At 61.0% G+C, this 21,870-nt stretch carries 22 protein-coding genes; 14 read left to right on the top strand and 8 right to left on the bottom strand.

Going from position 1 to position 21,870, the window contains the following annotated elements; all coding sequences use genetic code 11:
• Positions 1 to 12: 12 nt before the first annotated feature.
• Positions 13 to 1,119, top strand: coding sequence for an ABC transporter permease (locus ACVVH8_RS03630; protein WP_103306260.1), 1,107 nt, complete (start codon positions 13 to 15; stop codon positions 1,117 to 1,119).
• The gene (locus tag ACVVH8_RS03625; RefSeq protein WP_475228551.1) at positions 1,119 to 2,045 is read left to right on the top strand and encodes an ABC transporter permease; all 927 of its coding nucleotides are present in this window, start codon (positions 1,119 to 1,121) and stop codon (positions 2,043 to 2,045) included. Before ACVVH8_RS03630 ends, ACVVH8_RS03625 begins: the two co-directional genes overlap by 1 nt.
• A 73-nt stretch (positions 2,046 to 2,118) precedes the next feature.
• Here ACVVH8_RS03625 and ACVVH8_RS03620 read toward each other — a convergent pair whose 3' ends face one another.
• Entirely contained in the window at positions 2,119 to 2,541 is a 423-nt protein-coding gene (locus tag ACVVH8_RS03620; RefSeq protein ID WP_475231118.1) for a hypothetical protein, read from the bottom strand.
• Between the two features lie 83 nt (positions 2,542 to 2,624).
• Here ACVVH8_RS03620 and ACVVH8_RS03615 point away from each other — a divergent pair, with 83 nt between their 5' ends.
• The 3 genes from ACVVH8_RS03615 to ACVVH8_RS03605 all read left to right on the top strand — a co-directional run bounded on the left by ACVVH8_RS03615 (position 2,625) and on the right by ACVVH8_RS03605 (position 5,300).
• Positions 2,625 to 2,975, top strand: a complete 351-nt coding sequence (locus ACVVH8_RS03615; protein ID WP_401300765.1) for a MerR family transcriptional regulator — start codon at positions 2,625 to 2,627, stop codon at positions 2,973 to 2,975.
• 24 nt (positions 2,976 to 2,999) lie between these two features.
• Positions 3,000 to 3,686 (top strand): SDR family oxidoreductase, encoded by a 687-nt coding sequence (locus tag ACVVH8_RS03610; protein ID WP_315446409.1) that lies wholly within the window; start codon positions 3,000 to 3,002, stop codon positions 3,684 to 3,686.
• A gap of 255 nt (positions 3,687 to 3,941) precedes the next feature.
• Complete coding sequence (locus ACVVH8_RS03605) at positions 3,942 to 5,300, top strand: 8-oxoguanine deaminase (protein WP_475228549.1); 1,359 nt, start codon at positions 3,942 to 3,944, stop codon at positions 5,298 to 5,300.
• Positions 5,301 to 5,433: 133 nt separating this feature from the next.
• Here the strand turns inward: ACVVH8_RS03605 and ACVVH8_RS03600 are convergent, their stop codons facing one another.
• Positions 5,434 to 6,525, bottom strand: coding sequence for a calcium:cation antiporter (locus ACVVH8_RS03600; RefSeq protein WP_213027467.1), 1,092 nt, complete (start codon positions 6,523 to 6,525; stop codon positions 5,434 to 5,436).
• A 287-nt stretch (positions 6,526 to 6,812) separates the two neighbouring features.
• Here ACVVH8_RS03600 and ACVVH8_RS03595 point away from each other — a divergent pair, with 287 nt between their 5' ends.
• The 3 genes from ACVVH8_RS03595 to ACVVH8_RS03585 all read left to right on the top strand — a co-directional run bounded on the left by ACVVH8_RS03595 (position 6,813) and on the right by ACVVH8_RS03585 (position 10,045).
• Entirely contained in the window at positions 6,813 to 7,886 is a 1,074-nt protein-coding gene (locus tag ACVVH8_RS03595; RefSeq protein WP_201235631.1) for a BMP family ABC transporter substrate-binding protein, read from the top strand.
• 159 nt (positions 7,887 to 8,045) lie between these two features.
• On the top strand, positions 8,046 to 9,011 hold the full coding sequence (locus tag ACVVH8_RS03590; RefSeq protein ID WP_475228547.1) for a 2-oxoglutarate and iron-dependent oxygenase domain-containing protein: 966 nt from the start codon (positions 8,046 to 8,048) through the stop codon (positions 9,009 to 9,011).
• Positions 9,012 to 9,091: 80 nt separating this feature from the next.
• Entirely contained in the window at positions 9,092 to 10,045 is a 954-nt protein-coding gene (locus tag ACVVH8_RS03585; protein ID WP_213027464.1) for an adenosine deaminase, read from the top strand.
• A gap of 117 nt (positions 10,046 to 10,162) precedes the next feature.
• Here the strand turns inward: ACVVH8_RS03585 and ACVVH8_RS03580 are convergent, their stop codons facing one another.
• The 3 genes from ACVVH8_RS03580 to ACVVH8_RS03570 form a co-directional block, all read right to left on the bottom strand.
• Positions 10,163 to 11,545, bottom strand: coding sequence for an MFS transporter (locus ACVVH8_RS03580; RefSeq protein WP_401300756.1), 1,383 nt, complete (start codon positions 11,543 to 11,545; stop codon positions 10,163 to 10,165).
• Positions 11,546 to 11,686: 141 nt separating this feature from the next.
• Positions 11,687 to 12,418 (bottom strand): ArsR/SmtB family transcription factor, encoded by a 732-nt coding sequence (locus tag ACVVH8_RS03575; RefSeq protein ID WP_103306270.1) that lies wholly within the window; start codon positions 12,416 to 12,418, stop codon positions 11,687 to 11,689.
• Between the two features lie 317 nt (positions 12,419 to 12,735).
• Positions 12,736 to 13,665, bottom strand: coding sequence for a LysR family transcriptional regulator (locus tag ACVVH8_RS03570; protein WP_103306271.1), 930 nt, complete (start codon positions 13,663 to 13,665; stop codon positions 12,736 to 12,738).
• A gap of 120 nt (positions 13,666 to 13,785) precedes the next feature.
• Here ACVVH8_RS03570 and ACVVH8_RS03565 point away from each other — a divergent pair, with 120 nt between their 5' ends.
• The 3 genes from ACVVH8_RS03565 (at position 13,786) to ACVVH8_RS03555 (ending at position 15,452) form a co-directional block, all read left to right on the top strand.
• Entirely contained in the window at positions 13,786 to 14,079 is a 294-nt protein-coding gene (locus ACVVH8_RS03565; RefSeq protein WP_103306272.1) for a putative quinol monooxygenase, read from the top strand.
• A gap of 32 nt (positions 14,080 to 14,111) precedes the next feature.
• On the top strand, positions 14,112 to 15,125 hold the full coding sequence (locus ACVVH8_RS03560; RefSeq protein ID WP_475228544.1) for a zinc-binding alcohol dehydrogenase family protein: 1,014 nt from the start codon (positions 14,112 to 14,114) through the stop codon (positions 15,123 to 15,125).
• A gap of 153 nt (positions 15,126 to 15,278) precedes the next feature.
• Complete coding sequence (locus ACVVH8_RS03555) at positions 15,279 to 15,452, top strand: hypothetical protein (RefSeq protein WP_475228542.1); 174 nt, start codon at positions 15,279 to 15,281, stop codon at positions 15,450 to 15,452.
• A 6-nt stretch (positions 15,453 to 15,458) separates the two neighbouring features.
• Here ACVVH8_RS03555 and ACVVH8_RS03550 read toward each other — a convergent pair whose 3' ends face one another.
• Both ACVVH8_RS03550 and ACVVH8_RS03545 read right to left on the bottom strand, forming a co-directional pair.
• Positions 15,459 to 16,655 carry a multidrug effflux MFS transporter gene (locus ACVVH8_RS03550; protein WP_103306274.1) on the bottom strand — a complete coding sequence of 399 codons (1,197 nt, stop codon included), beginning with the start codon at positions 16,653 to 16,655 and terminating at the stop codon, positions 15,459 to 15,461.
• 212 nt (positions 16,656 to 16,867) lie between these two features.
• Positions 16,868 to 17,065 carry a cation transporter gene (locus tag ACVVH8_RS03545; protein ID WP_103306275.1) on the bottom strand — a complete coding sequence of 66 codons (198 nt, stop codon included), beginning with the start codon at positions 17,063 to 17,065 and terminating at the stop codon, positions 16,868 to 16,870.
• 150 nt (positions 17,066 to 17,215) lie between these two features.
• On the opposite strand from ACVVH8_RS03545, the gene ACVVH8_RS03540 reads away from it, so the two are divergent.
• From ACVVH8_RS03540 to cueR, 3 genes are all read left to right on the top strand, one after another.
• Positions 17,216 to 17,599, top strand: coding sequence for a hypothetical protein (locus tag ACVVH8_RS03540; protein ID WP_475228540.1), 384 nt, complete (start codon positions 17,216 to 17,218; stop codon positions 17,597 to 17,599).
• A gap of 128 nt (positions 17,600 to 17,727) precedes the next feature.
• Positions 17,728 to 20,121 (top strand): heavy metal translocating P-type ATPase, encoded by a 2,394-nt coding sequence (locus tag ACVVH8_RS03535; RefSeq protein ID WP_475228537.1) that lies wholly within the window; start codon positions 17,728 to 17,730, stop codon positions 20,119 to 20,121.
• Positions 20,118 to 20,531: a Cu(I)-responsive transcriptional regulator gene (gene cueR, locus ACVVH8_RS03530; protein WP_096819703.1), complete on the top strand. Its 414-nt coding sequence runs from the start codon at positions 20,118 to 20,120 to the stop codon at positions 20,529 to 20,531. The genes ACVVH8_RS03535 and cueR overlap by 4 nt, the downstream gene beginning before the upstream one ends.
• On the opposite strand, the gene ACVVH8_RS03525 is transcribed toward cueR, so the two are convergent.
• Positions 20,485 to 21,693 carry an MFS transporter gene (locus tag ACVVH8_RS03525; protein WP_475228535.1) on the bottom strand — a complete coding sequence of 403 codons (1,209 nt, stop codon included), beginning with the start codon at positions 21,691 to 21,693 and terminating at the stop codon, positions 20,485 to 20,487. The genes cueR and ACVVH8_RS03525 overlap by 47 nt on opposite strands.
• Positions 21,694 to 21,870 lie beyond the last annotated feature (177 nt).

Genomic DNA, 21,870 nt, shown 5'->3' with positions numbered 1-21,870 from the left:
GAGTTTTCAACCATGCTGCTTTCCCTCGAACCCCGTGGCCAGCAATCGCGCCTGATGCTCTGGTGCTCGCCGTTGCTGGCGGCGGCGCTGACGCTCGGTTGCGGTTCGCTGCTGTTCATCGCCCTCGGCCATGATCCGCTGCAAACCTTGTACACCTTGCTGATTGCGCCGGTCAGCGACGTGTATGGCGTCTCGGAATTGCTGGTCAAAGCCCTGCCGATTCTGCTCTGCGCGCTCGGTCTGGCGGTGGCCTATCAGGCGCGCATCTGGAACATCGGCGCCGAAGGTCAATTACTCCTCGGCGCATTGGCCGGCAGTGCCCTGGCGGTGAACATCATCGACATGCAAAGCCGTTGGGCGCTGGTGTTGATTCTGCTCACCGGCACCCTCGCCGGTGCGGCGTGGGCCGGGCTGACGGCGTGGTTGCGCACGCGCTTCAACGCCAACGAAATCCTCACCAGCATCATGCTCAATTACATCGCGCTGAACCTGCTGCTGTTCTGCGTGCATGGGCCGCTGAAAGACCCGGCCGGGTTCAACTTTCCCGAATCGGCGATGTTCGGTGACGCCAGCCGTTTGCCGTTGTTGCTGGAGGATGGCCGCGTACATGCCGGGGTGTATTTCGCCCTGCTTGCACTGGTTGCGGTGTGGGTGTTGTTGCAGAAAAGTTTTGTCGGTTTCCAGATCAAAGTGCTCGGGCTGGACAAGCGCGCGGCAGGGTTTGTCGGCTTTCGCGAGAAGCGGCTGATCTGGCTGGCGCTGTTGATCAGTGGCGGCTTGGCGGGGCTCGCGGGTGTCTGCGAAGTGACTGGGCCGATCGGCCAATTGGTGCCGCAGGTGTCGCCGGGTTATGGCTATGCGGCGATTACCGTGGCGTTTCTCGGGCGACTCAATCCGCTCGGGATTCTGTTCTCTAGCCTGTTGATGGCGCTGCTGTACATCGGTGGCGAGAGCGCGCAGATGAGTCTGAATCTGCCGCAAGCGATCACCCAGTTGTTTCAGGGAATGATGCTGTTTTTCCTGCTCGCCTGTGACGTGCTGATCCTCTATCGGCCGCGCCTGAACCTGCGCTGGACACGGCGTACTTCGACCACCGCCGTAACCGCCGGAGCGCTGTGATGGATATCGATCTGTTGAGCAATATTTTCTACGCCATGGTGCGTTGCGGCACGCCGCTGTTGCTGGTGGCGCTGGGCGAACTGATCTGCGAGAAGAGCGGCGTGCTCAACCTCGGGCAGGAAGGAATGATGCTGTTTGGCGCGGTGATCGGTTTTATCGTCGCCCTCAACAGCGGCAACCTGTGGCTTGGCGTGTTGCTGGCAATGCTTGCCGGGATGTTGCTGTCGTCGCTGTTTGCCTTGGTGGCGCTGGTGTTCAATGCCAATCAGGTCGCGACCGGTCTGGCGCTGACGATTTTTGGTGTAGGGCTGTCGACCTTCGTTGGCGCGGCGTGGGTCGGTAAACCCTTGGCCGGGTTTGAACCGTTGTCGATTCCGTATTTGAGTGAAATCCCGCTGATCGGGCGGATGCTGTTCGCTCAGGATCTGCTGGTGTATCTGTCGTTTGCGCTGTTTGCACTGGTGGCGTGGGTGATCATCAAAAGCCGTGTCGGGTTGATCATTCAAGCGGTTGGTGAAAACCCGGATGCGGCCAGTGCGATGGGCTTGCCGGTATTGACGGTGCGCACACTGGCGGTGCTGTTTGGCGGCGCGATGGCCGGGTTGGCCGGGGCGTATCTGTCGCTGGCGTATACGCCGATGTGGGCGGAAAACATGACCGCCGGGCGCGGCTGGATTGCGCTGGCGCTGGTGGTGTTTGCCAGTTGGCGGGTGTGGCGATTGTTGCTCGGGGCGTATCTGTTCGGCCTCGCCAGCATCCTGCATCTGGTGGCGCAGGGGTTCGGGCTGGCGATTCCATCGAGTCTGTTGGCGATGCTGCCGTATGTGGCGACGATTGTGGTGTTGGTGGTGTTGTCACGCGATGCGGTTCGGACTCGGTTGTATGCACCGGTGTCGCTGGGGCAGCCTTGGCAATCAGGGCATTAGGGCGGTGATCTCACTGGCCCCATCGCTGGCAAGCCAGCTCCCACAGGTTTTTGTGGTGTGGCTGATATCTCATTCATATCCGAGATCCCTGTGGGAGCTGGCTTGCCAGCGATGGGGCCCGAACAGGCAACACCTGAGCAACGCCCCACGCCAGTTCAAAGAACAAGAAGATCACCAACAATGAACTGGCGCCATGGAGCAGCGCATAGCCCTGCCAAGTTGCAAACAGAAACCGCGCCACCGCGTCATAACGTCCATAAAGCGCCTGCGGATCACGAATCCGCAGCACCGCCCACACGCAAACAACTGAGCCCAGCAGATTCGCCATCAGCACATGCACAGGCTGGAATGCCGGCAAGTCACCCGGCAGATTCAGCGCGGTGAAAAAACCATGCACAACGGCAAAGCTCCACGGCGTGGCAAATGCCGCCGTCACGATCAGGTCATACCAGGCACTGCAGCGCACCACGTTTCGATACTGCGTTGAAGTCCACATCATCCATGCTCCAGAAATTTGAGGAGCAAGCACGGTAAAGCCTGGAGTATGCTCCAGGGTCAATAGCCCTTTTGAGAGCCCGCATGCGCATCGGTGAATTAGCCCTGGCCAGCGCCGTCAGCCGCGATACTTTGCGTTTCTACGAGCAACGCGGATTGATCGCGGCACAACGCAGCGCCAACGGTTATCGCGACTATCCGCCGGAAATGGTGCAACTGGTGCTCTACATCAAGACTGCGCAACGGCTGGGCTTTACCCTCAGCGAGATCGGCAACAGTGTTGCCGCGCTGTGGAAAGCGCCCGATCCGGAAAACGCCGTGGCGCAGTTGCTGCGCGACAAACTGCAACTGATCGAAAACCGCATGAGCGAACTCGACGCGCTCCGTCAGGAGTTGCAACTACGGCTCGGTCAGGCGTGTCCATTGAATCCGTGAACCGTAACTTTCAAGGAACCCATCATGTCCCAGGCAAAAAACGCACTGATCATCGGCGCCTCCCGTGGCTTGGGCCTCGGGCTGGTGAAAACCCTGCTGGCTGACGGCTGGCAAGTGACGGCCACCGTGCGCAATCCGCAAAAGGCCGAGGCGCTGCAAGCGCTGGGCAAGGTGCGCATCGAGAAGCTGGATATGGATGATCAGCAAGCGGTCATCGCCCTGAGTCAGCAACTCAAGGGCGAAACCTTCGACCTGCTGTTCGTCAACGCCGGGGTCAAAGGTCCGGATGTACAAACACCGGGCGGGGCGACCCTGGCCGAAGTCGGGCAACTGTTTTTCACCAATGCCGTGGCGCCGATCAATCTGGCCCAGCGTTTTGTCGGGCAGATCCGCGATGGCAGCGGCGTGCTGGCGTTCATGAGTTCGGTGCTCGGTAGCGTGACCATGCCCGATGCGCCGGAACTGGCGCTGTACAAGGCAAGCAAGGCTGCGCTGAATTCGATGACCAACAGTTTCGTGACCCAGTTGGGCGAGCAGAAACTCACCGTGCTGTCGCTGCATCCGGGCTGGGTGAAGACCGACATGGGTGGTGAAGGCGCTGACATTGATGTCGAAACCAGCACGCGCGGTTTGATTGATCAGGTGAATGCGTTTACCGGCAAGGGCGGGCATCACTTTGTGAATTACAAGGGTGAAACCATTCCCTGGTAAGCCCACAAATCCCAATGTAGGAGTGAGCCTGCTCGCGATGACGGCATACCAGTCGGCACCATTAGTGACTGAAAGACCGCTATCGCGAGCAGGCTCACTCCTACAAGGGACCGTGTTGTCCGGTCGGGCGGGGCTTGCCCGATGCAACAATTTGTTTGAAACTGCGCACCTCGTCCTTCGCGGCGACCCTGGATCAGCAGACAGGGCATCACTGAGCTGGCAACCCTGAACCCAACTTTCAGAGGAGCCGGCAAAATGCCCGCGACCCGTACCTGGTTAAAAAATCCCCTCGCCATTTTCACGGCCAACGCGCTTGATGCCCGTGGCGGTCTGGTGCTGCAAGACGGCGCGATCGTCGAAGTGCTCGCTGCCGGTCAACAGCCGTCGGCGCCGTGCAATGAAGTGTTCGATGCCCGTGAGCATGTGATCCTGCCAGGCCTGATCAACACCCACCATCACTTCTATCAAACCCTGACTCGCGCCTGGGCGCCGGTGGTCAATCAGCCGTTGTTCCCGTGGCTGAAAACCCTGTACCCGGTGTGGGCGCGCCTGACACCCGAGAAACTTGCGCTCGCCACTAAAGTGGCCTTGGCTGAGTTGCTGCTCTCCGGTTGTACAACCGCCGCCGACCACCATTACCTGTTCCCGGACGGTCTGGAAAACGCCATTGACGTGCAAGTCGAAACCGTGCGCGAACTGGGTATGCGCGCCATGCTCACTCGTGGCTCGATGAGCCTCGGCGAGAAGGACGGCGGCCTGCCACCGCAGCAGACCGTGCAGGAAGGTCAGGTGATTCTCGACGACAGTCAGCGCCTGATTCACGAGTACCACGAGCGTGGCGATGGCGCGCAAATCCAGATCGCCCTGGCGCCATGCTCACCGTTCTCGGTGACCCCGGAAATCATGTCGGCCAGCGCCGAACTCGCGAACAAACTGGACGTGCGCCTGCACACGCACCTCGCTGAAACCCTCGACGAAGAAGACTTCTGCCTGCAGCGTTTCGGCCTGCGCACCGTGGATTATCTGGACAGCGTCGGCTGGCTCGGCCCGCGCACCTGGCTAGCTCACGGCATCCACTTCAACCCGGACGAAATCGCCCGCCTCGGCCAGGCCGGCACCGGTATCTGCCATTGCCCGAGTTCGAACATGCGTCTGGCCTCCGGCATTTGCCCGAGTATCGATCTGACCGACGCTGGCGCCCTGTTTGGTCTGGGCGTGGATGGTTCGGCGTCCAACGATGCCTCGAACATGATCCTTGAAGCGCGTCAGGCCCTGTACATCCAGCGCCTGCGTTATGGCGCCGAGAAGATCACCCCGGAGCGCGTACTCGGCTGGGCGACCAAGGGCTCGGCGAGCCTGTTGGGCCGTACCGACATCGGCGAACTGGCGGTGGGCAAGCAGGCGGATCTGGCACTGTTCAAGCTCGATGAGCTGCGGTTCTCGGGTAGCCATGATCCGATTTCGGCGCTGCTGCTGTGCGGTGCGGACCGTGCCGATCGGGTGATGATTGGCGGCAAGTGGCGGGTGATTGATGGCCAGGTTGAAGGACTGGATCTCAAAGGCCTGATTGCCGATCACAGCCAGGCGGCGCGCCAGTTGATCGCCGGTACCTGATTCCCCCTCCCCATCTGATCGTTCCCACGCTCTGCGTGGGAATGCATCTCGGGACGCTCCGCGTCCCGGCAGCGGACGCAGAGCGTCCATGGCGGCATTCCCACGCGGAGCGTGGGAACGATCAATGTGGCTATCAGAGACCCAGCAGCGACAGCATGATGAACGTCGCAAACAACACAAAATGCGTCATGCCTTCAATGGCATTGGTCTCGCCGTCATTCAGGTTGATCGCGCTGACGATCAAGGTAATGAAGATCATCACCGTCTGCACCGGCGTCATCGCCATCTGAAACGGCTGGCCGGTATACAGCGCCATCGCCTCCATCACCGGCACGGTCAAAATCACCGTCGACAGTGACGCCCCCATCGCAATGTTGACCACCGACTGCATGCGGTTGGCCAGCGCCGCGCGCAATGCGGTCAGAATCTCCGGCGCTGCGGAAATCGCCGCCACCAGAATCGCCGTAATCACCGGCGGTGCGCCCGTGCCTTCCAGGCCCAGATCGAGGGTTTTGGACATCACTTCGGCGAGTGCGCCAATCACCACTACACCGAACACCAGAATGCCGATCGACCAGCCCAGGCTGAGCGGTTTCGGTTCCTCCTCCACCGGCTCTTTCTTGCGGCGTTTGTCCGGGTAGCTGTAACTGAAAAAGTAACTGTGCGGGCCGACCTGCATGCGCAGGAATAACGCATAAAGCACCACCATCGCACCGATGGTGAACGCTGAATAAATCTTCCAGTTCGCCTCGGGAATAAACTCCGGCACCACCATCGACACGCCCATCGCGGTGAGGATCATCACGCTGTAGCTGCGTGCCGAGTCGTCGTTGTAGGACTGCTCGCCGTGCTTGATCCCACCCATCAATGCGGCGAGGCCGAGGATACCGTTGATGTCGAGCATCACCGCCGAATAGATCGTGTCGCGCACCAGCGTGGCCGAGGCTTCGTTGCTCATCATGATCGCCAGGATCACCACTTCCACCAGCACCGCGGCGAGGGTCAGGATCATCGTGCCGTAGGGATCGCCGACCTTTTCCGCGAGCAGTTCGGCGTGATGGGCGACGCGCATCGACGCGGCGACGATGAAGGCGATCAGCAGCAGGCCAGAGATCAGCGCAACGATCTGGCCGCTGTGCAGCATCCAGTGCTCCAGCGGATAGGCGACGCACGCGGCAATGACCGCCAGTAGCAGAAAGCTTTCTTGCTTGAGGATTGAGAACATGGCGGGCCTTTTTGCCAAGAGAGTCGAATGAGCTACTGACTGCGGGGCGGCGCTAACGTTTCGTTACACCTTAGCGCACCAGCGGATGGCAGCTGATTTCAGGCATGCACTTTTATTGGCCTTACGGGCCCCTTCACGAGCAGGCTCGCTCCCACCTTGGAATGCATTCCCCTGTGGGAGCGAGCCTGCTCGCGAAGGCCGTTATGCGGTTTCGAGACGTTTGTTGTCCTGTTGGTCAGCAATTTGCATTGGCCCGGAGCACACACAACAAAATGGAGCTCCAATTCATGCAAATACGTCCGCTGCACAAACTGCTGTGCGCCGCCATCGGTCTGGGGATCAGCCTGAGCGCCAGCGCTGCCGATCCGCTGAAGGTCGGTTTCGTCTATATCGGCCCGATCGGCGACCACGGCTGGACGTATCAGCATGAGCAGGGGCGCAAGGCACTCGCGGAAAAATTCGGCAATCAGATCACCACCAACTACGTGGAAAACGTCGCCGAGGGCGCCGACGCCGAGCGGGTGATCCGCAACATGGCCAAGGACAAGTACGACCTGATCTTCACCACCTCTTTCGGCTACATGAACCCGACCGTGAAAGTTGCCAAGCAGTTTCCCAAGGTGACTTTCGAACACGCCACCGGCTACAAGCAGGACAAGAACCTCGGCACCTATCTGGCGCGCACGTACGAGGGCCGCTACGTCGGCGGTTTCCTCGCCGCGAAGATGACCAAAACCAAAAAGATCGGCTACGTCGCCTCGTTCCCGATCCCGGAAGTGATCCGCGACATCAACGCCATTCAACTGGCCCTGAACAAATACAACCCGGGCACCGAGATCAAAGTGGTGTGGGTCAATTCCTGGTTCGATCCGGGCAAAGAGGCCGATGCCGCGAATGCGCTGATCGATCAGGGTGTCGACGTGGTATTCCAGCACACCGACAGCCCGGCGCCGATTCAGGCGGCCGAGCGTCGTGGCGTGTACGCCGTGGGTTACGCCTCGGACATGGCGCACTTCGGCCCGAAAGCGGTGCTGACCTCGATCGTCAATGACTGGGCGCCGCATTACATCCAGGCGACGCAAAGCGTGATCGACCACACCTGGAAACCTCAGGATTACTGGGGCGGGTTGAAAGAAGGCACGGTTGAACTGCCGATCAGCGATCTGGTGCCGGCACCGGTGAAAGCCGAGGCCGAGCAGATCATTGCCGACATCAAGAGCGGCGCGTTGCAGCCATTTACCGGGCCGATCAAGGATCAGAGCGGTGTCGAGAAAATCCCCGCAGGTGTGAGCGCGACGAATGCGGAACTGGCGTCGATGAACTATTACGTGGAAGGCATGAAGGCCGAGATGCCGAAGTAATCCCCTCGAAAAAAACACCGCCCCTGTGGGAGCTGGCTTGCCAGCGATGACGGTCTGACAGGCAACAATGATGTTGAATGTGATGGCCTCATCGCTGGCAAGCCAGCTCCCACAGGGTTTTTCAGTGTTCTCAAGTTAACGTTTCTTCAGGACAATTGTATGGATCAGCTTCCGATCATCGACATCAGCCCGCTCTACAGCGACGACCAGAACGCCTGGCCCGCCGTCGCCGCGCAAATCGACCGCGCCTGCCGCGAATGGGGCTTCTTCTACATCAAGGGCCATCCGATCTCCGCCCTGCGCATCGCCGATCTGCTGGATCACGCGCAACGTTTCTTCGCCCTCCCCGTCGCCGACAAACTCAAGATCGACATCACCCAGACTCGCCACCACCGAGGCTACGGCGCCATCGCCACTGAACAACTCGACCCAGGCAAACCGAGCGACCTGAAAGAAACCTTCGACATGGGTCTGCACCTGCCGGCCAGTCATCCTGACGTGCTGGCGGAAAAACCCTTGCGCGGACCGAACCGCCATCCTGCGCAAACGGGATGGGAGGCGCTGATGGAGCAGCATTACCTCGACATGCAAGCCCTCGCGCAGACGCTGTTGCGGGCCATGACCATCGCTCTGGGCATCGAACGCGATTTCTTCGACACACGCTTCAATGAGCCGGTCAGCGTGCTGCGCATGATCCACTACCCGCCCCGCCACACCGCCAGTTCCGCTGAGCAGCAAGGCGCCGGCGCGCACACCGATTACGGCTGCATCACCCTGCTGTATCAAGACAGCGCCGGGGGCTTGCAGGTGAAGAATGTGCGGGGCGAATGGATCGACGCGCCCCCCATCGACGGCACCTTCGTGGTCAACCTCGGCGACATGATGGCGCGCTGGAGCAACGACCGTTATCGCTCGACACCGCACCGAGTGATCAGCCCGCTCGGGGTGGATCGCTACTCGATGCCGTTCTTCGCCGAGCCACACCCGGACACGCGCATCGAATGCCTGCCCGGTTGTCAGGACGCACAGCACCCGGCGAAATATCCGACCACCACCTGCGCCGAGTTCCTGCTGTCGCGCTTCGCCGATACCTACGCTTATCGTCGTGAGCAGGAAGCAGTGTGATGGATCGCTTGGTCAGGTTTTGCCAATTGTTTCGGCGAGCATCTGTAGAATGCCGTCATTGCACCTGATGAGAAAAGAATATGTACGACTGGCTCAACGCCTTGCCCAAGGCTGAACTGCACCTGCACCTGGAAGGCTCGCTGGAGCCCGAGCTGTTGTTCGCCCTGGCCGAACGCAACAAGATCGCCCTGCCGTGGAACGACGTCGAAACCCTGCGCAAGGCCTATGCCTTCAACAACCTGCAGGAATTCCTCGACCTGTATTACCAGGGCGCCGATGTGCTGCGCACCTCGCAGGATTTCTACGACCTGACCTGGGCTTACCTGCTGCGCTGCAAAGAACAGAACGTGATTCACACCGAACCGTTCTTCGATCCGCAGACCCACACCGACCGTGGCATCCCGTTCGAAGTGGTGCTCAACGGCATCGCCGCCGCACTGAAGGATGGCGAGCAGCAACTGGGCATCACCAGCGGTTTGATCCTGAGTTTCCTGCGCCACCTCAGCGAAGACGAAGCACAGAAAACCCTCGATCAGGCGCTGCCGTTCCGTGACGCATTTGTTGCCGTCGGCCTCGACAGTTCCGAGATGGGCCACCCGCCGAGCAAGTTCCAGCGCGTGTTCGATCGTGCTCGTCACGAAGGCTTCCTGACCGTCGCTCACGCCGGTGAAGAAGGCCCGCCGGAGTACATCTGGGAAGCCATCGACCTGCTGAAAATCCAGCGCATCGACCATGGCGTGCGCGCCATCGAAGACGAGCGTCTGATGCAGCGGATTATCGACGAGCAAATCCCGCTGACCGTGTGCCCGCTGTCGAACACCAAACTCTGCGTGTTCGATCACATGTCGCAGCACAACATCCTCGACATGCTCGAACGTGGTGTGAAGGTCACGGTGAATTCCGATGACCCGGCGTACTTCGGCGGCTACGTCACCGAGAACTTTTATGCGCTGCACGAACACCTGGGCATGACCCAGGATCAGGCCAAGCGCCTGGCGCAGAACAGCCTGGATGCGCGGTTGGTAAAACCATAAAGAGCAATACGAAAAACTGTGGGAGCGGGCTTGCCCGCGATGAGGCCATCAGTTCCAACATCAATGTTGATTGACGGTCCGCCATCGCGGGCAAGCCCGCTCCCACAGGAGTTATGTTTAGCTGGAAATCTCGCGCTCAGTCAGCTCTTCCAGCGTCTTGCCCCGCGTCTCCATCCCGAACAGCCACACCACCCCCGCCGCTATCGCAAAGCACAGCGCCCCCAGCGCAAATACCCCACCCTGCCCGGTAATCGGGAACACCAGCCCGGTCACCAACGGCCCGAGCAGCGAACCCACACGGCCGATCGCCGAGGCGAATCCCGAGCCCGTCGCCCGTGCCGAGGTCGGATACAACTCTGGCGTATAGGTGTAGAGCACCGCCCACATGCCGAACAGGAAGAACTGCATCAGCAGCCCAGTGCCGATCAACAGGGCAACGTTGCCGCCGAACACCGCGCTCTGCCCGTAGAGAAACGCCATCACCCCGCCACCGAGCAAGGTGACGATGCACACCGGTTTGCGCCCCCAACGCTCGACCAGCCACGCCGCCATCAAAAATCCGGGAATCCCGCCCAGCGAAATCAGCACCGTGTAATACACCGACTGAGTCACGGCGAAGCCCGACTGTTGCAGCAACGCACTCAACCACGACGTCAGCCCGTAAAAACCCAGCAACGCAAAGAACCACAGGCTCCAGATCATCGTTGTGCGCTGGCGATACTGTGGCGACCAGATCTGCTTGAGCGCCGAGAAGAAATGGCCCGGTGGCGTCACGGTGCGGGGCAACCGCACCGGCGCGGGCAACGTGGTAGCGCCGAGCGATGCGCGTACGCGCTGTTCGATGCCGTCGAGGACCTTGTCCGCCGCCTCCTGCCGCCCGGCCTGTTCCAGCCAGCGCGGTGATTCGGGGATGAAAAAACGGATCGCCAACACGAACACCGCCGGCACCGCCAACACCAGAAAGATGTCGCGCCAGCCAATCACCGGCAACAGGAAGTACGACAGCACACCGGCAGCAACAAAACCAAGCGGCCAGAAGCCATCCATCAACGCGATATAACGCCCACGCCGCTGAGCCGGGATCAACTCCGAGAGCATCGACTGCGCAATGGGAAACTCCATGCCCATGCCAATCCCCAGCAGAATGCGAAACAGCGTCAGCGCCTCGACCGTTTGCGCCGTCGAGCACAGGTAACTGGCCACGCCCCACAGGACGATGCTCCACTGAAACACCGGTTTGCGCCCGAAGCGGTCCGCGAGCATGCCGGACAGCGACGCACCGAGCACCATGCCGAAGAAGCTCGAACTGGCGAGCAATCCTGCCTGTGCGCTGCTCAGGCCGAACTCGGCTTTGATCGAGCCGAGCAGGAACGTCATCATCGCCAGGTCCATGGAGTCGAAGAAAAACGCCAGCGCGATGATGATGAAAATGATCCGGTGATAACCGCTGATCGGCAGTCGTTCCAGGCGTTCTGCCGCGCTGAAGCCTTGAGTATCCATATCGCCTCCCCCATCCGAAATATCCCCGGATCGAGTGTGCGCGATAGTGCCTTGGCGTTCGTGCTGGATGCGACCTGTTCGCAACCGTAGACGACGCCAGCAGGACTGATGCCGTAACAGGCGACGCTTGCGCAGCGCCTGTTACGCCATTTCCAGCTCGGTTTCCTTGGCGAATCGATGCAGCTCGCGCTGGCCGGCGGCCGTCAGTTGCAGGGCTCGTGAATCATTGGGCAGGGTCAGCCAACCGGACTGCATGAATAACTGCAACAACGCCGCGCCGAGTGAGCCGCCCATGTGCGGACGTCGCTCGCTCCAGTCGGGGCATGCACAGGCCACTTGAACGTTGCGATGGGCCAGCGCCTGGATGAACACCCCGCGCCCGGCCAGTTGCTTCGCACCTTTGTGGGTCACCACTACGCGCTGTTCGAGCTGTTCAATCCAGCCGGCGTCGAGCAGTCGCTGATACAGATCGGCGGCCAGCGTGCCCCCCAGGTGGTCATCGCAAAAGCGTGCACGCAACAGCGACGACGGCGCCGACTGAGGTTTGGCCATGGGGGTGGTGCGCTTGAACACCTCGGCGATTTCCCGCGGAGCACTGGCGATGGTGGCGCTGGCCAGTGCTTCTATCGCGGCCCCCACCTCCGGCGCCGAGAGGCGGAAAAACCGTTTGCGACCACGGACTTCGACCTTCAACAGACCGCCGGTGGCCAGCCGTGCCAGATGCGCACTGGCCGATGACGGCGACAGCCCTGCCAGTAGCGCAAGCTCCTCGGTCTGCCGGGCCGAGCCATCCATCAACGCCCACATCATCGCGCTGCGCTTGGGGTCGGCCAGCAACGTGGCGATCTGGCTGATGCAAGGTGCATGTTCCATGTATTCACTCCCTGTGGAATCGTATCGTCTACTGCTCGGAGACATCTTGACCAGTAATGGGTCGGCGGCCAAGACGCGAAAAACGCCCTGAGCCGGGGCAAGGCAGGCCATTGACGCAACATGCTTCGGCGCAGAACCCGCCACCGCAGCGAACCCCGCAATTAAACAGGGGCAACTCGGCATTGACGGCGTTCGGGCCGGGTTTCGGTACTGGCATGAGGCGGGCGCTAGTATAAGCGGGATGCACGCTCCGTCCCGCCTCGCAGCCTGCACGGGTGGTGATTGTTCCTGACAGAAATTTCTCTATTTACCTGCGACTAATGATCAACTTTTGGGAAAACGGGAAATTGACTACTCAAATCAGCGCATCGGCTGGCGAGCATTTCCCTTAACAGGTTCACCGGCTTACTCAATTGTGCGCGATGGGCGCACAACAGATTCAGCGGAGCGCGCTCACATTGCAGCTCTGGCAACAGCACTTTGAGGCGTCCGGCGAGCACATCGGCGCCGACGTCGAGCCAGGATTTGTAGGCGATTCCCGCCCCGGCCAGCGCCCACAGCCGCACCACGTCGGCATCATCGCTGAAGCGGTCGCCACTGACCGTCAAGCCGACTTCGCGCTTGCCGTCGTGAAAGCTCCAGTGGTCATGAACCCGGCTGCCGAGCATGTACAACAGGCAATTGTGCTGCGCCAGTTGTTCGAGCTGGCGCGGCTCACCGTGCCGCGCCAGATAGGCTGGCGAGGCGCAAAGCACACGGCGGTTGTGCGGGGCGATGGGCAAGGCGATCAGGCTGGAGTCTTCCGGCTCGCCATAGCGCAGGGCAATGTCCACCGGCTGGCGGAACAGGTCGGCAATGCGGTCGCCGAGCAACAGGCGCACGGTCAGCTTCGGGTGCTCGCGCTGAAACTCGTCGAGCCACGGCAACAGCAGGTTGCGGCCAAAATCCGACGGTGCCGACAGTTGCAAGATCCCGCTGACCTGATCCTGCCCACTGGCCAGCAGGCGCCGGCCTTCGTCCAGCTGACTCAATGCCGCCCGGGCGTATTCGAGGAAGCCTTCGCCTTCCGCGGTCAGCCGCAGACTGCGCGTCGAACGGGCCAGCAAACGCGCGCCGAGTTGCTGCTCTATGCGTTTCAACGCCGCACTGGCCACCGCAGCGGACATGTCCATCACCCGCGCCGCCGCCGACAGGCTGCCCAGATCCGCCGCCCGGACAAATAACTGCAAGTCATCGAAACGCAGCATTTACAGCCTCGATTATCAAAAAAATATTGAAAGAGACTGCTCTTTTAGCCGGTTTTATCTCGGGGAGAAATAGCCAATCATCTGCTCCATCAAATTCATCCCGCTTCTGTGGAGCCGAACATGTCCCAGCCATTCACCGCCATTGCCACCCTGATCGCCAAACCCGGCCAACAGGACACTCTCGAACACGCGTTGCGCGCACTGGTTGAACCGAGCCGTGCCGAGGACGGTTGCAGTCAGTACGACTTGCACCGCGACCTGGCCGACCCACGGGTTTTCTACGTGATCGAACACTGGGCCAGTGAAGCGATTCTGCAAGCGCACAACGCCAGCGCGCATTTTCAAAACTTCCAGGCCACTGCCGGGCAGTGCATCGAACACTTCGAATTGAAACGTCTGGGCAGCATCGCCTGAGCCCTTCTTCCCTTACTTGTACGGAGCCCACCATGAAAGCCATTGCCTATTACGCTTCCCTGCCCATCAGCGACGCCGATTCCCTGCAAGACATCGAACTGCCGGAGCCGGTCGCCGGCCCGCGCGATCTGCTGGTGGAAGTCAAAGCCATCTCGGTCAATCCGGTCGACACCAAGGTGCGCCAGAACGTGGCGCCTGAAGCGGGCGCAGCGAAGGTGCTGGGCTGGGACGTGGCCGGTGTGGTCAAAGCCGTCGGCAGCGAAGTGACGCTGTTCAAGGCTGGGGATAAAGTCTTTTACGCAGGTTCCATCGCCCGTGCTGGCGGCAACAGCGAACTGCACGTCGTCGATGAGCGAATCGTCGGCCATATGCCCAAGTCCCTCGGTTTCGCTGAAGCCGCCGCCCTGCCGCTGACCGCGATCACTGCGTGGGAGCTACTGTTCGAACGCCTGCAAATCCGCGAAGGCCAGACCGACGAAGGTCAGAGCCTGCTGATCGTCGGCGCAGCCGGTGGTGTCGGCTCGATCCTCACCCAACTGGCAAAACAATTGACCGGTCTCAAGGTGATCGGCACCGCCTCCCGGGCGCAGACTCGCGACTGGGTCAGCGAACTGGGTGCGGATCTGGTGATCGATCACAGTCAGCCGCTGAGTGAAGAGCTGAAACGCGCGGGGCTCGCCAACGTAACCCACGTCGCCAGCCTGACCCAGACCGATCAGCATTTGGATCAACTGGTCGAAGCCCTGGCGCCACAAGGCAAACTGGCGCTGATCGACGATCCGAAGTCACTGGACGTGAGCAAGCTCAAGCGCAAGAGCCTGTCGCTGCATTGGGAGTTCATGTACACCCGTTCGCTGTTCGAGACGCCAGACATGATCGAGCAGCACCATCTGCTCAACCGCGTGGCCGAGCTGATCGATGCCGGGACCTTGAAGACCACGGTCGGCGAGCATTTCGGCACGATTAATGCCGCCAACCTGCGCCGGGCGCACGAATTGCTCGAAAGCGGTAAAGCCAAAGGGAAAATTGTTTTAGAAAGTTTCTGAAGATCAAAAGATCGCAGCCTGCGGCAGTTCCTGCCCGGGCTGCGGTGTTTTTTTGCCGTCAGTCAGATGCTTGACCTTTGTCACAATTGCGATCGTATTCAGGACTAGAATCGAAGCCTCTGCGATACATCTTTTACGCAAGGGAGGTCAGCAATGAAGATCCTGATAAAAGAAGTGGCAAAGTCTCAATGGCAGGTTCGACTCGATCAACACGCCGTGACATTCCGCAGTGAAGCCGAGGCCCTGGCCTTCACTCGCACCCTCGAAGCGCGAATTTGCGCGTCCCATCAGATTCCCGACCGCAGCCAGCAGCGCGCCGCCGGCTGAGTCTGCTCAGACAGCCGCTTGCGCCAGCGCCCGGGCATTCTGCAAACGCCGGGTGAGCATCGCGACGCATACCACCAGCAGACCGCACAAGCTGATGACCATGGCCATCGGCATGGCGCTGCCGTCGTGCAGAATCCCCACCAGCGAAGCAGCGCCGGAAGCCACGCTGAACTGCAGACAGCCCATCAGCGCCGACGCACTGCCGGCCCGCGCCCCCTGGCCGTTCATTGCGCAGGCCGCAGCGTTGGGCAGGATGCAGCCGAGGCTGGCGATGCAGATGAACAACGGAATCAGTAACGGCCACAACGCTTCGGTATGAAGCGCGCTGACCGCCAGCAGTGTCAGCCCCGCCAACAGATACACCCACACCGCACGCGCCAGCAGAAACGCCGGACCGCGCTTGGCCAACAGCCGTGCATTGACCTGCGCCACCAGAATGAAACCTGCCGCGTTGGTGCCGAACAGCCAGCCGAAATGCTCGGCCGGCACGCCATAGAGTTTGATGAAGACGAACGGTGAACCGGCGATGTAGGAAAACATCCCGGCGACGGCAATGCCGCCGGTGAGGGCGTGCCCAAGAAAGACTTTATCCTTGAACAAGCGCCCGTATTGGCGCAACGCGCCGGACAATGGTTGGCGTGGCATATGCGCTGGCATGCTTTCCGGCAAGCCAAGTGCAACGGCGAGCCCCGCCAGCGCACTGAAACCGGTCAGCACCAGGAAGATCGACTGCCAGCCTGTGGTGTTGACCAGCAGCCCGCCGAGCATCGGTGCCAGAATCGGTGCCAGGCCCATCACCAGCATCAACTGCGAGAAGACTTTCGCCGAACCCACCGCATCGCATTTGTCGCTGACCACCGCCCGCGCAATCACCATGCCCGCACAGCCGCCCAGCGCTTGCACGAAGCGTGCGCCGATCAGCCATTCCAGGTTCGGTGCATAGGCACAGGCCAGTGAGGCCAGCGTGAACAGTGCCAGACCGGTGAGCAGCGGAATCCGTCGCCCGAAGCGATCCGCGACCGGGCCATACAACAGCTGCCCCATGGACAAACCGAGGAAATACGCCGCCAGGGTCATCTGCACGTGTTTTTCGTCGGTGCCGAACGCCAGCGCCATGGACGGAAAGGCAGGCAGGTAAAAGTCGATGGCCAACGGCCCGAAGGCAGTCAAGGCACCGAGAATCAGAATGGTACGGAAGTTCATCAGGCATCCAGGTTGGCAAGTCGGCAGCCCGACAGTCTAGCCGCGCCCGAACGCCTTGAACATTCCGATAGCTCGCTAACAATTAAAAATCTGACAAACCACAACTTGCTCCCGCTGGGGCGCGCAGCGGCCCCGATTTATATCCAGGCCAGAAACCATGGGCCTGCTGCGCAGTCCAGCAGGAGCAAGCTCCCTCGCCACAGGGATTTGTGTCAGGCGAGTTTTACCGCGTAGCCTTCTTCGCTGATGACTTCGATGACCTGCTCAGCACTCAGCGCACTTTCGACGCCGACTTCCTTGGCCGCCAGATCGACGCGCACACTGGCCGCCGGATCCTTGGCCTGTAAGGCGTTGGTGATGGCTTTGACACAGTGACCGCAGGTCATGCCTTCAACATTGAACACTTGCATGCAAATGACTCCTTTTGAGTGAGGTTGCCGGCAGTTTCGAGCTTGCCACGATGGCAAGGTCAAGTTCTTGAATAAACTGCCGGGCTGGCAATCAGCGCCGCGCTCGGCCAAGCTGCGTGCATCAATGACATAAATTCAGGAGATTCAGCCATGCGCTGGTCAGCTTTCAGCCTGTTTGGCTTCCTCGGCCTGTTTGCCGCTATCCCTCAGGTGCAAGCCGCCGGCGAGGATTTTGGCGTGCTGATCATTTCCCGCGAGCGCCTGGAAGTAGCGACGTCCTGCGAGATCGGTGTTTACATTCAGGATCAACTGTCGGCGCGCCTGTTTCAGGAGCAAAGCACCTCATTCAATCTGCCGCCGGGCAATGTCTCGCTACGGCTTAAACTGCTGCCGGGGCAAATGCCGGGCTGCAACCCGGGCATGCTCGCGCCGGGTTCGCAGGAGATCAAACTGCATGCCGGCGACATCCTGAAGTTCCGAATCGCGATGAATCAGGAAGGCATGTACTTGAAGCGCACCGATCTCGGTTACTAAGCCAATCCCCATGTGGGAGCGGGCTTGCTCGCTCCCACATTGATTGATAGTGCCTCAAAGATTGGCGCTTGACCTTGCCCGCATGGCAAGGTTGATCCTGTAGGCAACTTCTACAGGGAGCGTGACCGATGTCCGAATCCATCACTTTCGATCTGCCGATTGCCGGCATGACCTGCGCCAGTTGTGCCGGGCGTGTCGAGCGGGCCTTGAGCAAAGTCAGCGGCGCCAGTGCCGTCAGCGTCAACCTCGCCACCGAGCAGGCCCGCGTGCAGGCGCCCGGCGACAGCTTGCCGGCGTTGATGGACGCGGTTGAGCGCGCCGGTTACAGCGTGCCGCAACACACCCTCGAATTGAAAATTGATGGCATGACCTGCGCCTCCTGCGTGGGTCGCGTCGAGCGCGCCCTGAACAAAGTCGCCGGGGTGAAAAGCGTCAGCGTCAACCTCGCCAATGAACGTGCGCACCTCGAACTGCTCGGCCAGATCGACGCGCAAACCCTGCTCGATGCCGTCAGCAAGGCCGGTTATTCGGCCAGCGTCTGGCAAGCCGAAAACCCACCCACCGATAACCAGCAACAGCGCCTGAAGCACGAGCGCTGGGCTTTGATCTGCGCGATCGCCCTCGCCCTGCCGCTAGTCTTGCCAATGTTGCTGCAACCGTTCGGCATTCACTGGATGCTGCCCGCCTGGGCGCAATTCGCCCTCGCCACGCCCGTGCAATTCATCTTCGGTGCACGGTTCTACGTGGCGGCGTGGAAAGCCGTGCGCGCCGGCGCTGGCAACATGGACTTGCTCGTCGCCCTCGGCACCAGCGCCGGTTATGGCTTGAGTCTTTATGAGTGGGCGACTGCCGCCGGGCGCATGCCACATCTGTATTTCGAAGCGTCGGCGGTGGTGATTGCCCTGGTGCTGCTCGGCAAATACCTCGAAAGCCGCGCCAAACGCCAGACCGCCAGTGCCATCCGCGCCCTTGAAGCCTTGCGGCCGGAACGGGCAATTCAGGTGATCGACGGCCGCGAACAGGATGTCGCCATCAGTGCCCTGCGCCTCAACGATCAAGTGCTGGTCAAACCCGGCGAGCGCTTCCCGGTCGACGGCGAAGTGCTGGAGGGCCAGAGCCACGCCGACGAAGCCTTGATCAGCGGCGAGAGTCTGCCGGTGCCGAAACAACCGGGGGACAAGGTCACCGGTGGTGCGATCAACGGTGAAGGTCGCTTGCTGGTGCGCACCACCGCACTCGGCGCGGAAAGCGTGCTGGCGCGGATCATTCGTCTGGTCGAAGACGCTCAAGCGGCGAAAGCACCGATCCAGAAACTGGTGGATAAAGTCAGCCAGGTGTTCGTGCCGACCGTGCTGGTCCTGGCCCTGGCAACGCTGATCGGTTGGTGGCTGTACGGCGCACCGCTGGAAACCGCGTTGATCAACGCCGTTGCGGTTCTGGTGATCGCTTGCCCTTGCGCCCTCGGTCTCGCCACGCCGACGGCGATCATGGCCGGCACTGGCGTGGCGGCGCGGCACGGCATTCTGATCAAGGACGCCGAAGCACTGGAACGCGCCCATGAAGTCAGCAGCGTGGTGTTCGACAAGACCGGCACGCTGACCTCCGGCACCCCGCGCATCGCGCATTTGAGTGCCGTCAATGCTGATGAAAATACGCTGCTGAAACTGGCCGGAGCCCTGCAACGCGGCAGCGAGCATCCGCTGGCCAAAGCGGTGCTGGACGCGGCCGCTGAGCGAGATCTGCCGGTGCCGGATATCAGCGACAGCCAGTCACTGACCGGTCGTGGCATCGCTGGCTCGCTGGACGGTCGGCGTCTGGCGCTGGGCAATCGGCGGATGCTGGAAGAAAGCGGATTGAGTGCAGGCAACCTCAGTGAATCTGCCAAGGCATGGGAAGCCGAAGGCCGAACCCTGTCGTGGCTGATCGAACAAAGCCCCGAGCTGCGTGTACTGGGTTTGTTCGCCTTCGGTGACACCTTGAAGCCGGGCGCACTGCAAGCCGTACAACAACTCGCCGCACGCGATATCCACAGCCATTTACTGACCGGCGACAATCGCGGCAGTGCGCGCGTGGTGGCCGAGGCCCTTGGCATTAAAAACGTTCACGCCGAAGTTCTGCCGGCGGACAAAGCCGCCACCGTCGCCGAACTGAAGAAAACCGGCGTCGTCGCCATGGTCGGCGACGGCATCAATGACGCCCCGGCACTCGCGGCGGCGGATATCGGCATCGCCATGGGCGGCGGCACCGACGTCGCCATGCACGCAGCGGGCATCACGCTGATGCGCGGTGATCCACGGCTGGTGCCGGCGGCGCTGGAGATCAGCCGCAAGACCTACGCGAAGATTCGCCAGAATCTGTTCTGGGCCTTCGTCTACAACCTGATCGGCATTCCGCTGGCGGCGTTTGGCTTTCTCAACCCGGTGCTGGCCGGTGCGGCGATGGCGTTGTCGAGCGTCAGCGTAGTGAGCAATGCGCTACTGTTGAAAACCTGGAAACCCAAGGATCTGGAGGAGCACCGATGAACATCGGCCAAGCGGCCCGGCACAGTGGCCTGAGCGCGAAAATGATCCGCTACTACGAGTCGATCGGTTTGCTCAAAGCGGCCCATCGCACCGACAGCGGTTATCGGGTCTACGGCGATGATGACTTGCACACACTGGCTTTTATCAAGCGTTCGCGCGATCTCGGCTTTTCTCTCGAAGAAGTCGGCAAACTGCTGACGCTCTGGCAGGATCGCCAGCGGGCCAGCGCCGATGTGAAGGCGCTGGCGCGGCAGCACATCGACGAGTTGAACCAGAAGATCCGCGAACTCGGCGAGCTACGCGACACCTTGCAGGATCTGGTCGAGCATTGTCAGGGCGACCATCGCCCTGATTGCCCGATCCTCAAGGAACTGGCGTCGGGCTGCTGCGCACAACCCGCCCGCGCCTGAGCGCCAGCCCTTTCACCGTGAGCAAGGTACCGAGGGGAATGCCGTGGAACAGCATGACCACGGCACCCGGTGTCCACCACTCGTAGAACGGCGCGGCGATCAACATACCGACGCCGAATCCGGTCATTTGCAGCAGCGTCAGGAAACTGAAAATCGGCAGGCGCAGGTGTTCCGGTTCGCGTTGCAGCCGTGACATCAGGCCGACTTCTGAGAAGCCGTCACCCAGCCCGGCCGGCAAGGAAAACAACAGCAATCCGTAGAGACTGTGCTGCTGAAACATCAGGATGAAACCGCAGGACATCAGCGCCACGCCGAAGAAGAACCGCCGCTCCAGATGGATGTTGTCCGAGCCTTTCAGGCGGCTGGCGATCCGTGCACCGAGCAGTTTGCCGCTGGCCCATACCGCCAGCATCAGGCCCAGCGTGGTGCTCGCCGACTCGGGCGAGAGCAGTTTCGAGATGATCGGAAAACCGACGTTGTGCGCGGCGCTGCCCAAGGTGTCGGCCATCGTCACGGCGAGCATGGCGGCAATCACCGGCGCACTGCGCAGGCCTTGCTTGAGGGCCGACCATTCGCCGCGCTCGGGCTCTGCGTTATGGCTCGGAGCGTCGAAACGCAGCGGCACAATCAGAAATGCGGCCAGCAAATAGGTCAGCGCGTTCAGGGCAAACACCGTTTCGAAGCCAAAACCCGCTACCAGCAACCCAGAGACCAGACTGCCGCCGACCATCGCCGCCGAAGAGGCCGAAGTGATCCACGCGTTTGTTTTCAGCAACTGCGACGGTTCGATCAACCTGGGCAACTGGCTGTTGAGACCGATGGCGAACATTGAGTTGCCAAAGCCCAGCCCGAAGGCAATCAGCGGCAACAGCAGCGCTTGCTGGCTGACCGGCACGATCAGCAACAGACCAAGCACGCCAGCGCGCAGCAGATCGAATGCAATCAGCGGCAAACGCCCGCTCCAGCGCCGATAGAACCGCGTGCCGATCAGACTGGCGAAAATCCCGCCGCCGACGCGACTGGCGAGGAAAATGCCGACGCTCATGGCGCTGTTGCTCAGCAGATAGACGTACGTGGCCAGCGCAACCATGTTGAGGAAAGCGCCGAAATCGGAGATCAGTCGGGCGGTAATGATCAGGGAGGCGTTGCGGGGGGTGGTCACATTCAGTCCTTGAGTGTGCGGAGGCAGACAAGATTCCCACACGCATTTCAAGAACACCACCATCCCCTGTGGGAGCTGGCTTGCCAGCGATAGCGGTGGTTCAGCCTGAAGACATGTATTGGCTGTACAGGCCCCTTCGCTGGCAAGCCAGCTCCCACAGGTTTTTTGGGTGTTGTC

The organism is Pseudomonas trutticola BRTCR10 (genome assembly GCF_056155105.1).
This window is presented reverse-complemented; position numbering and strand designations above follow the sequence as displayed.

Excerpts from the sequence above, each read along its gene's own strand:
- ACVVH8_RS03630 (WP_103306260.1), top strand. The coding sequence starts at position 13 with ATGCTGCTTTCCCTCGAACCCCGTGGCCAGCAATCGCGCCTGATGCTC.
- ACVVH8_RS03625 (WP_475228551.1), top strand. The coding sequence starts at position 1,119 with ATGGATATCGATCTGTTGAGCAATATTTTCTACGCCATGGTGCGTTGC.
- ACVVH8_RS03620 (WP_475231118.1), bottom strand. The coding sequence starts at position 2,541 with ATGTGGACTTCAACGCAGTATCGAAACGTGGTGCGCTGCAGTGCCTGG.
- ACVVH8_RS03615 (WP_401300765.1), top strand. The coding sequence starts at position 2,625 with ATGCGCATCGGTGAATTAGCCCTGGCCAGCGCCGTCAGCCGCGATACT.
- ACVVH8_RS03610 (WP_315446409.1), top strand. The coding sequence starts at position 3,000 with ATGTCCCAGGCAAAAAACGCACTGATCATCGGCGCCTCCCGTGGCTTG.
- ACVVH8_RS03605 (WP_475228549.1), top strand. The coding sequence starts at position 3,942 with ATGCCCGCGACCCGTACCTGGTTAAAAAATCCCCTCGCCATTTTCACG.
- ACVVH8_RS03600 (WP_213027467.1), bottom strand. The coding sequence starts at position 6,525 with ATGTTCTCAATCCTCAAGCAAGAAAGCTTTCTGCTACTGGCGGTCATT.
- ACVVH8_RS03595 (WP_201235631.1), top strand. The coding sequence starts at position 6,813 with ATGCAAATACGTCCGCTGCACAAACTGCTGTGCGCCGCCATCGGTCTG.
- ACVVH8_RS03590 (WP_475228547.1), top strand. The coding sequence starts at position 8,046 with ATGGATCAGCTTCCGATCATCGACATCAGCCCGCTCTACAGCGACGAC.
- ACVVH8_RS03585 (WP_213027464.1), top strand. The coding sequence starts at position 9,092 with ATGTACGACTGGCTCAACGCCTTGCCCAAGGCTGAACTGCACCTGCAC.
- ACVVH8_RS03580 (WP_401300756.1), bottom strand. The coding sequence starts at position 11,545 with ATGGATACTCAAGGCTTCAGCGCGGCAGAACGCCTGGAACGACTGCCG.
- ACVVH8_RS03575 (WP_103306270.1), bottom strand. The coding sequence starts at position 12,418 with ATGGAACATGCACCTTGCATCAGCCAGATCGCCACGTTGCTGGCCGAC.
- ACVVH8_RS03570 (WP_103306271.1), bottom strand. The coding sequence starts at position 13,665 with ATGCTGCGTTTCGATGACTTGCAGTTATTTGTCCGGGCGGCGGATCTG.
- ACVVH8_RS03565 (WP_103306272.1), top strand. The coding sequence starts at position 13,786 with ATGTCCCAGCCATTCACCGCCATTGCCACCCTGATCGCCAAACCCGGC.
- ACVVH8_RS03560 (WP_475228544.1), top strand. The coding sequence starts at position 14,112 with ATGAAAGCCATTGCCTATTACGCTTCCCTGCCCATCAGCGACGCCGAT.
- ACVVH8_RS03555 (WP_475228542.1), top strand. The coding sequence starts at position 15,279 with ATGAAGATCCTGATAAAAGAAGTGGCAAAGTCTCAATGGCAGGTTCGA.
- ACVVH8_RS03550 (WP_103306274.1), bottom strand. The coding sequence starts at position 16,655 with ATGAACTTCCGTACCATTCTGATTCTCGGTGCCTTGACTGCCTTCGGG.
- ACVVH8_RS03545 (WP_103306275.1), bottom strand. The coding sequence starts at position 17,065 with ATGCAAGTGTTCAATGTTGAAGGCATGACCTGCGGTCACTGTGTCAAA.
- ACVVH8_RS03540 (WP_475228540.1), top strand. The coding sequence starts at position 17,216 with ATGCGCTGGTCAGCTTTCAGCCTGTTTGGCTTCCTCGGCCTGTTTGCC.
- ACVVH8_RS03535 (WP_475228537.1), top strand. The coding sequence starts at position 17,728 with ATGTCCGAATCCATCACTTTCGATCTGCCGATTGCCGGCATGACCTGC.
- cueR (WP_096819703.1), top strand. The coding sequence starts at position 20,118 with ATGAACATCGGCCAAGCGGCCCGGCACAGTGGCCTGAGCGCGAAAATG.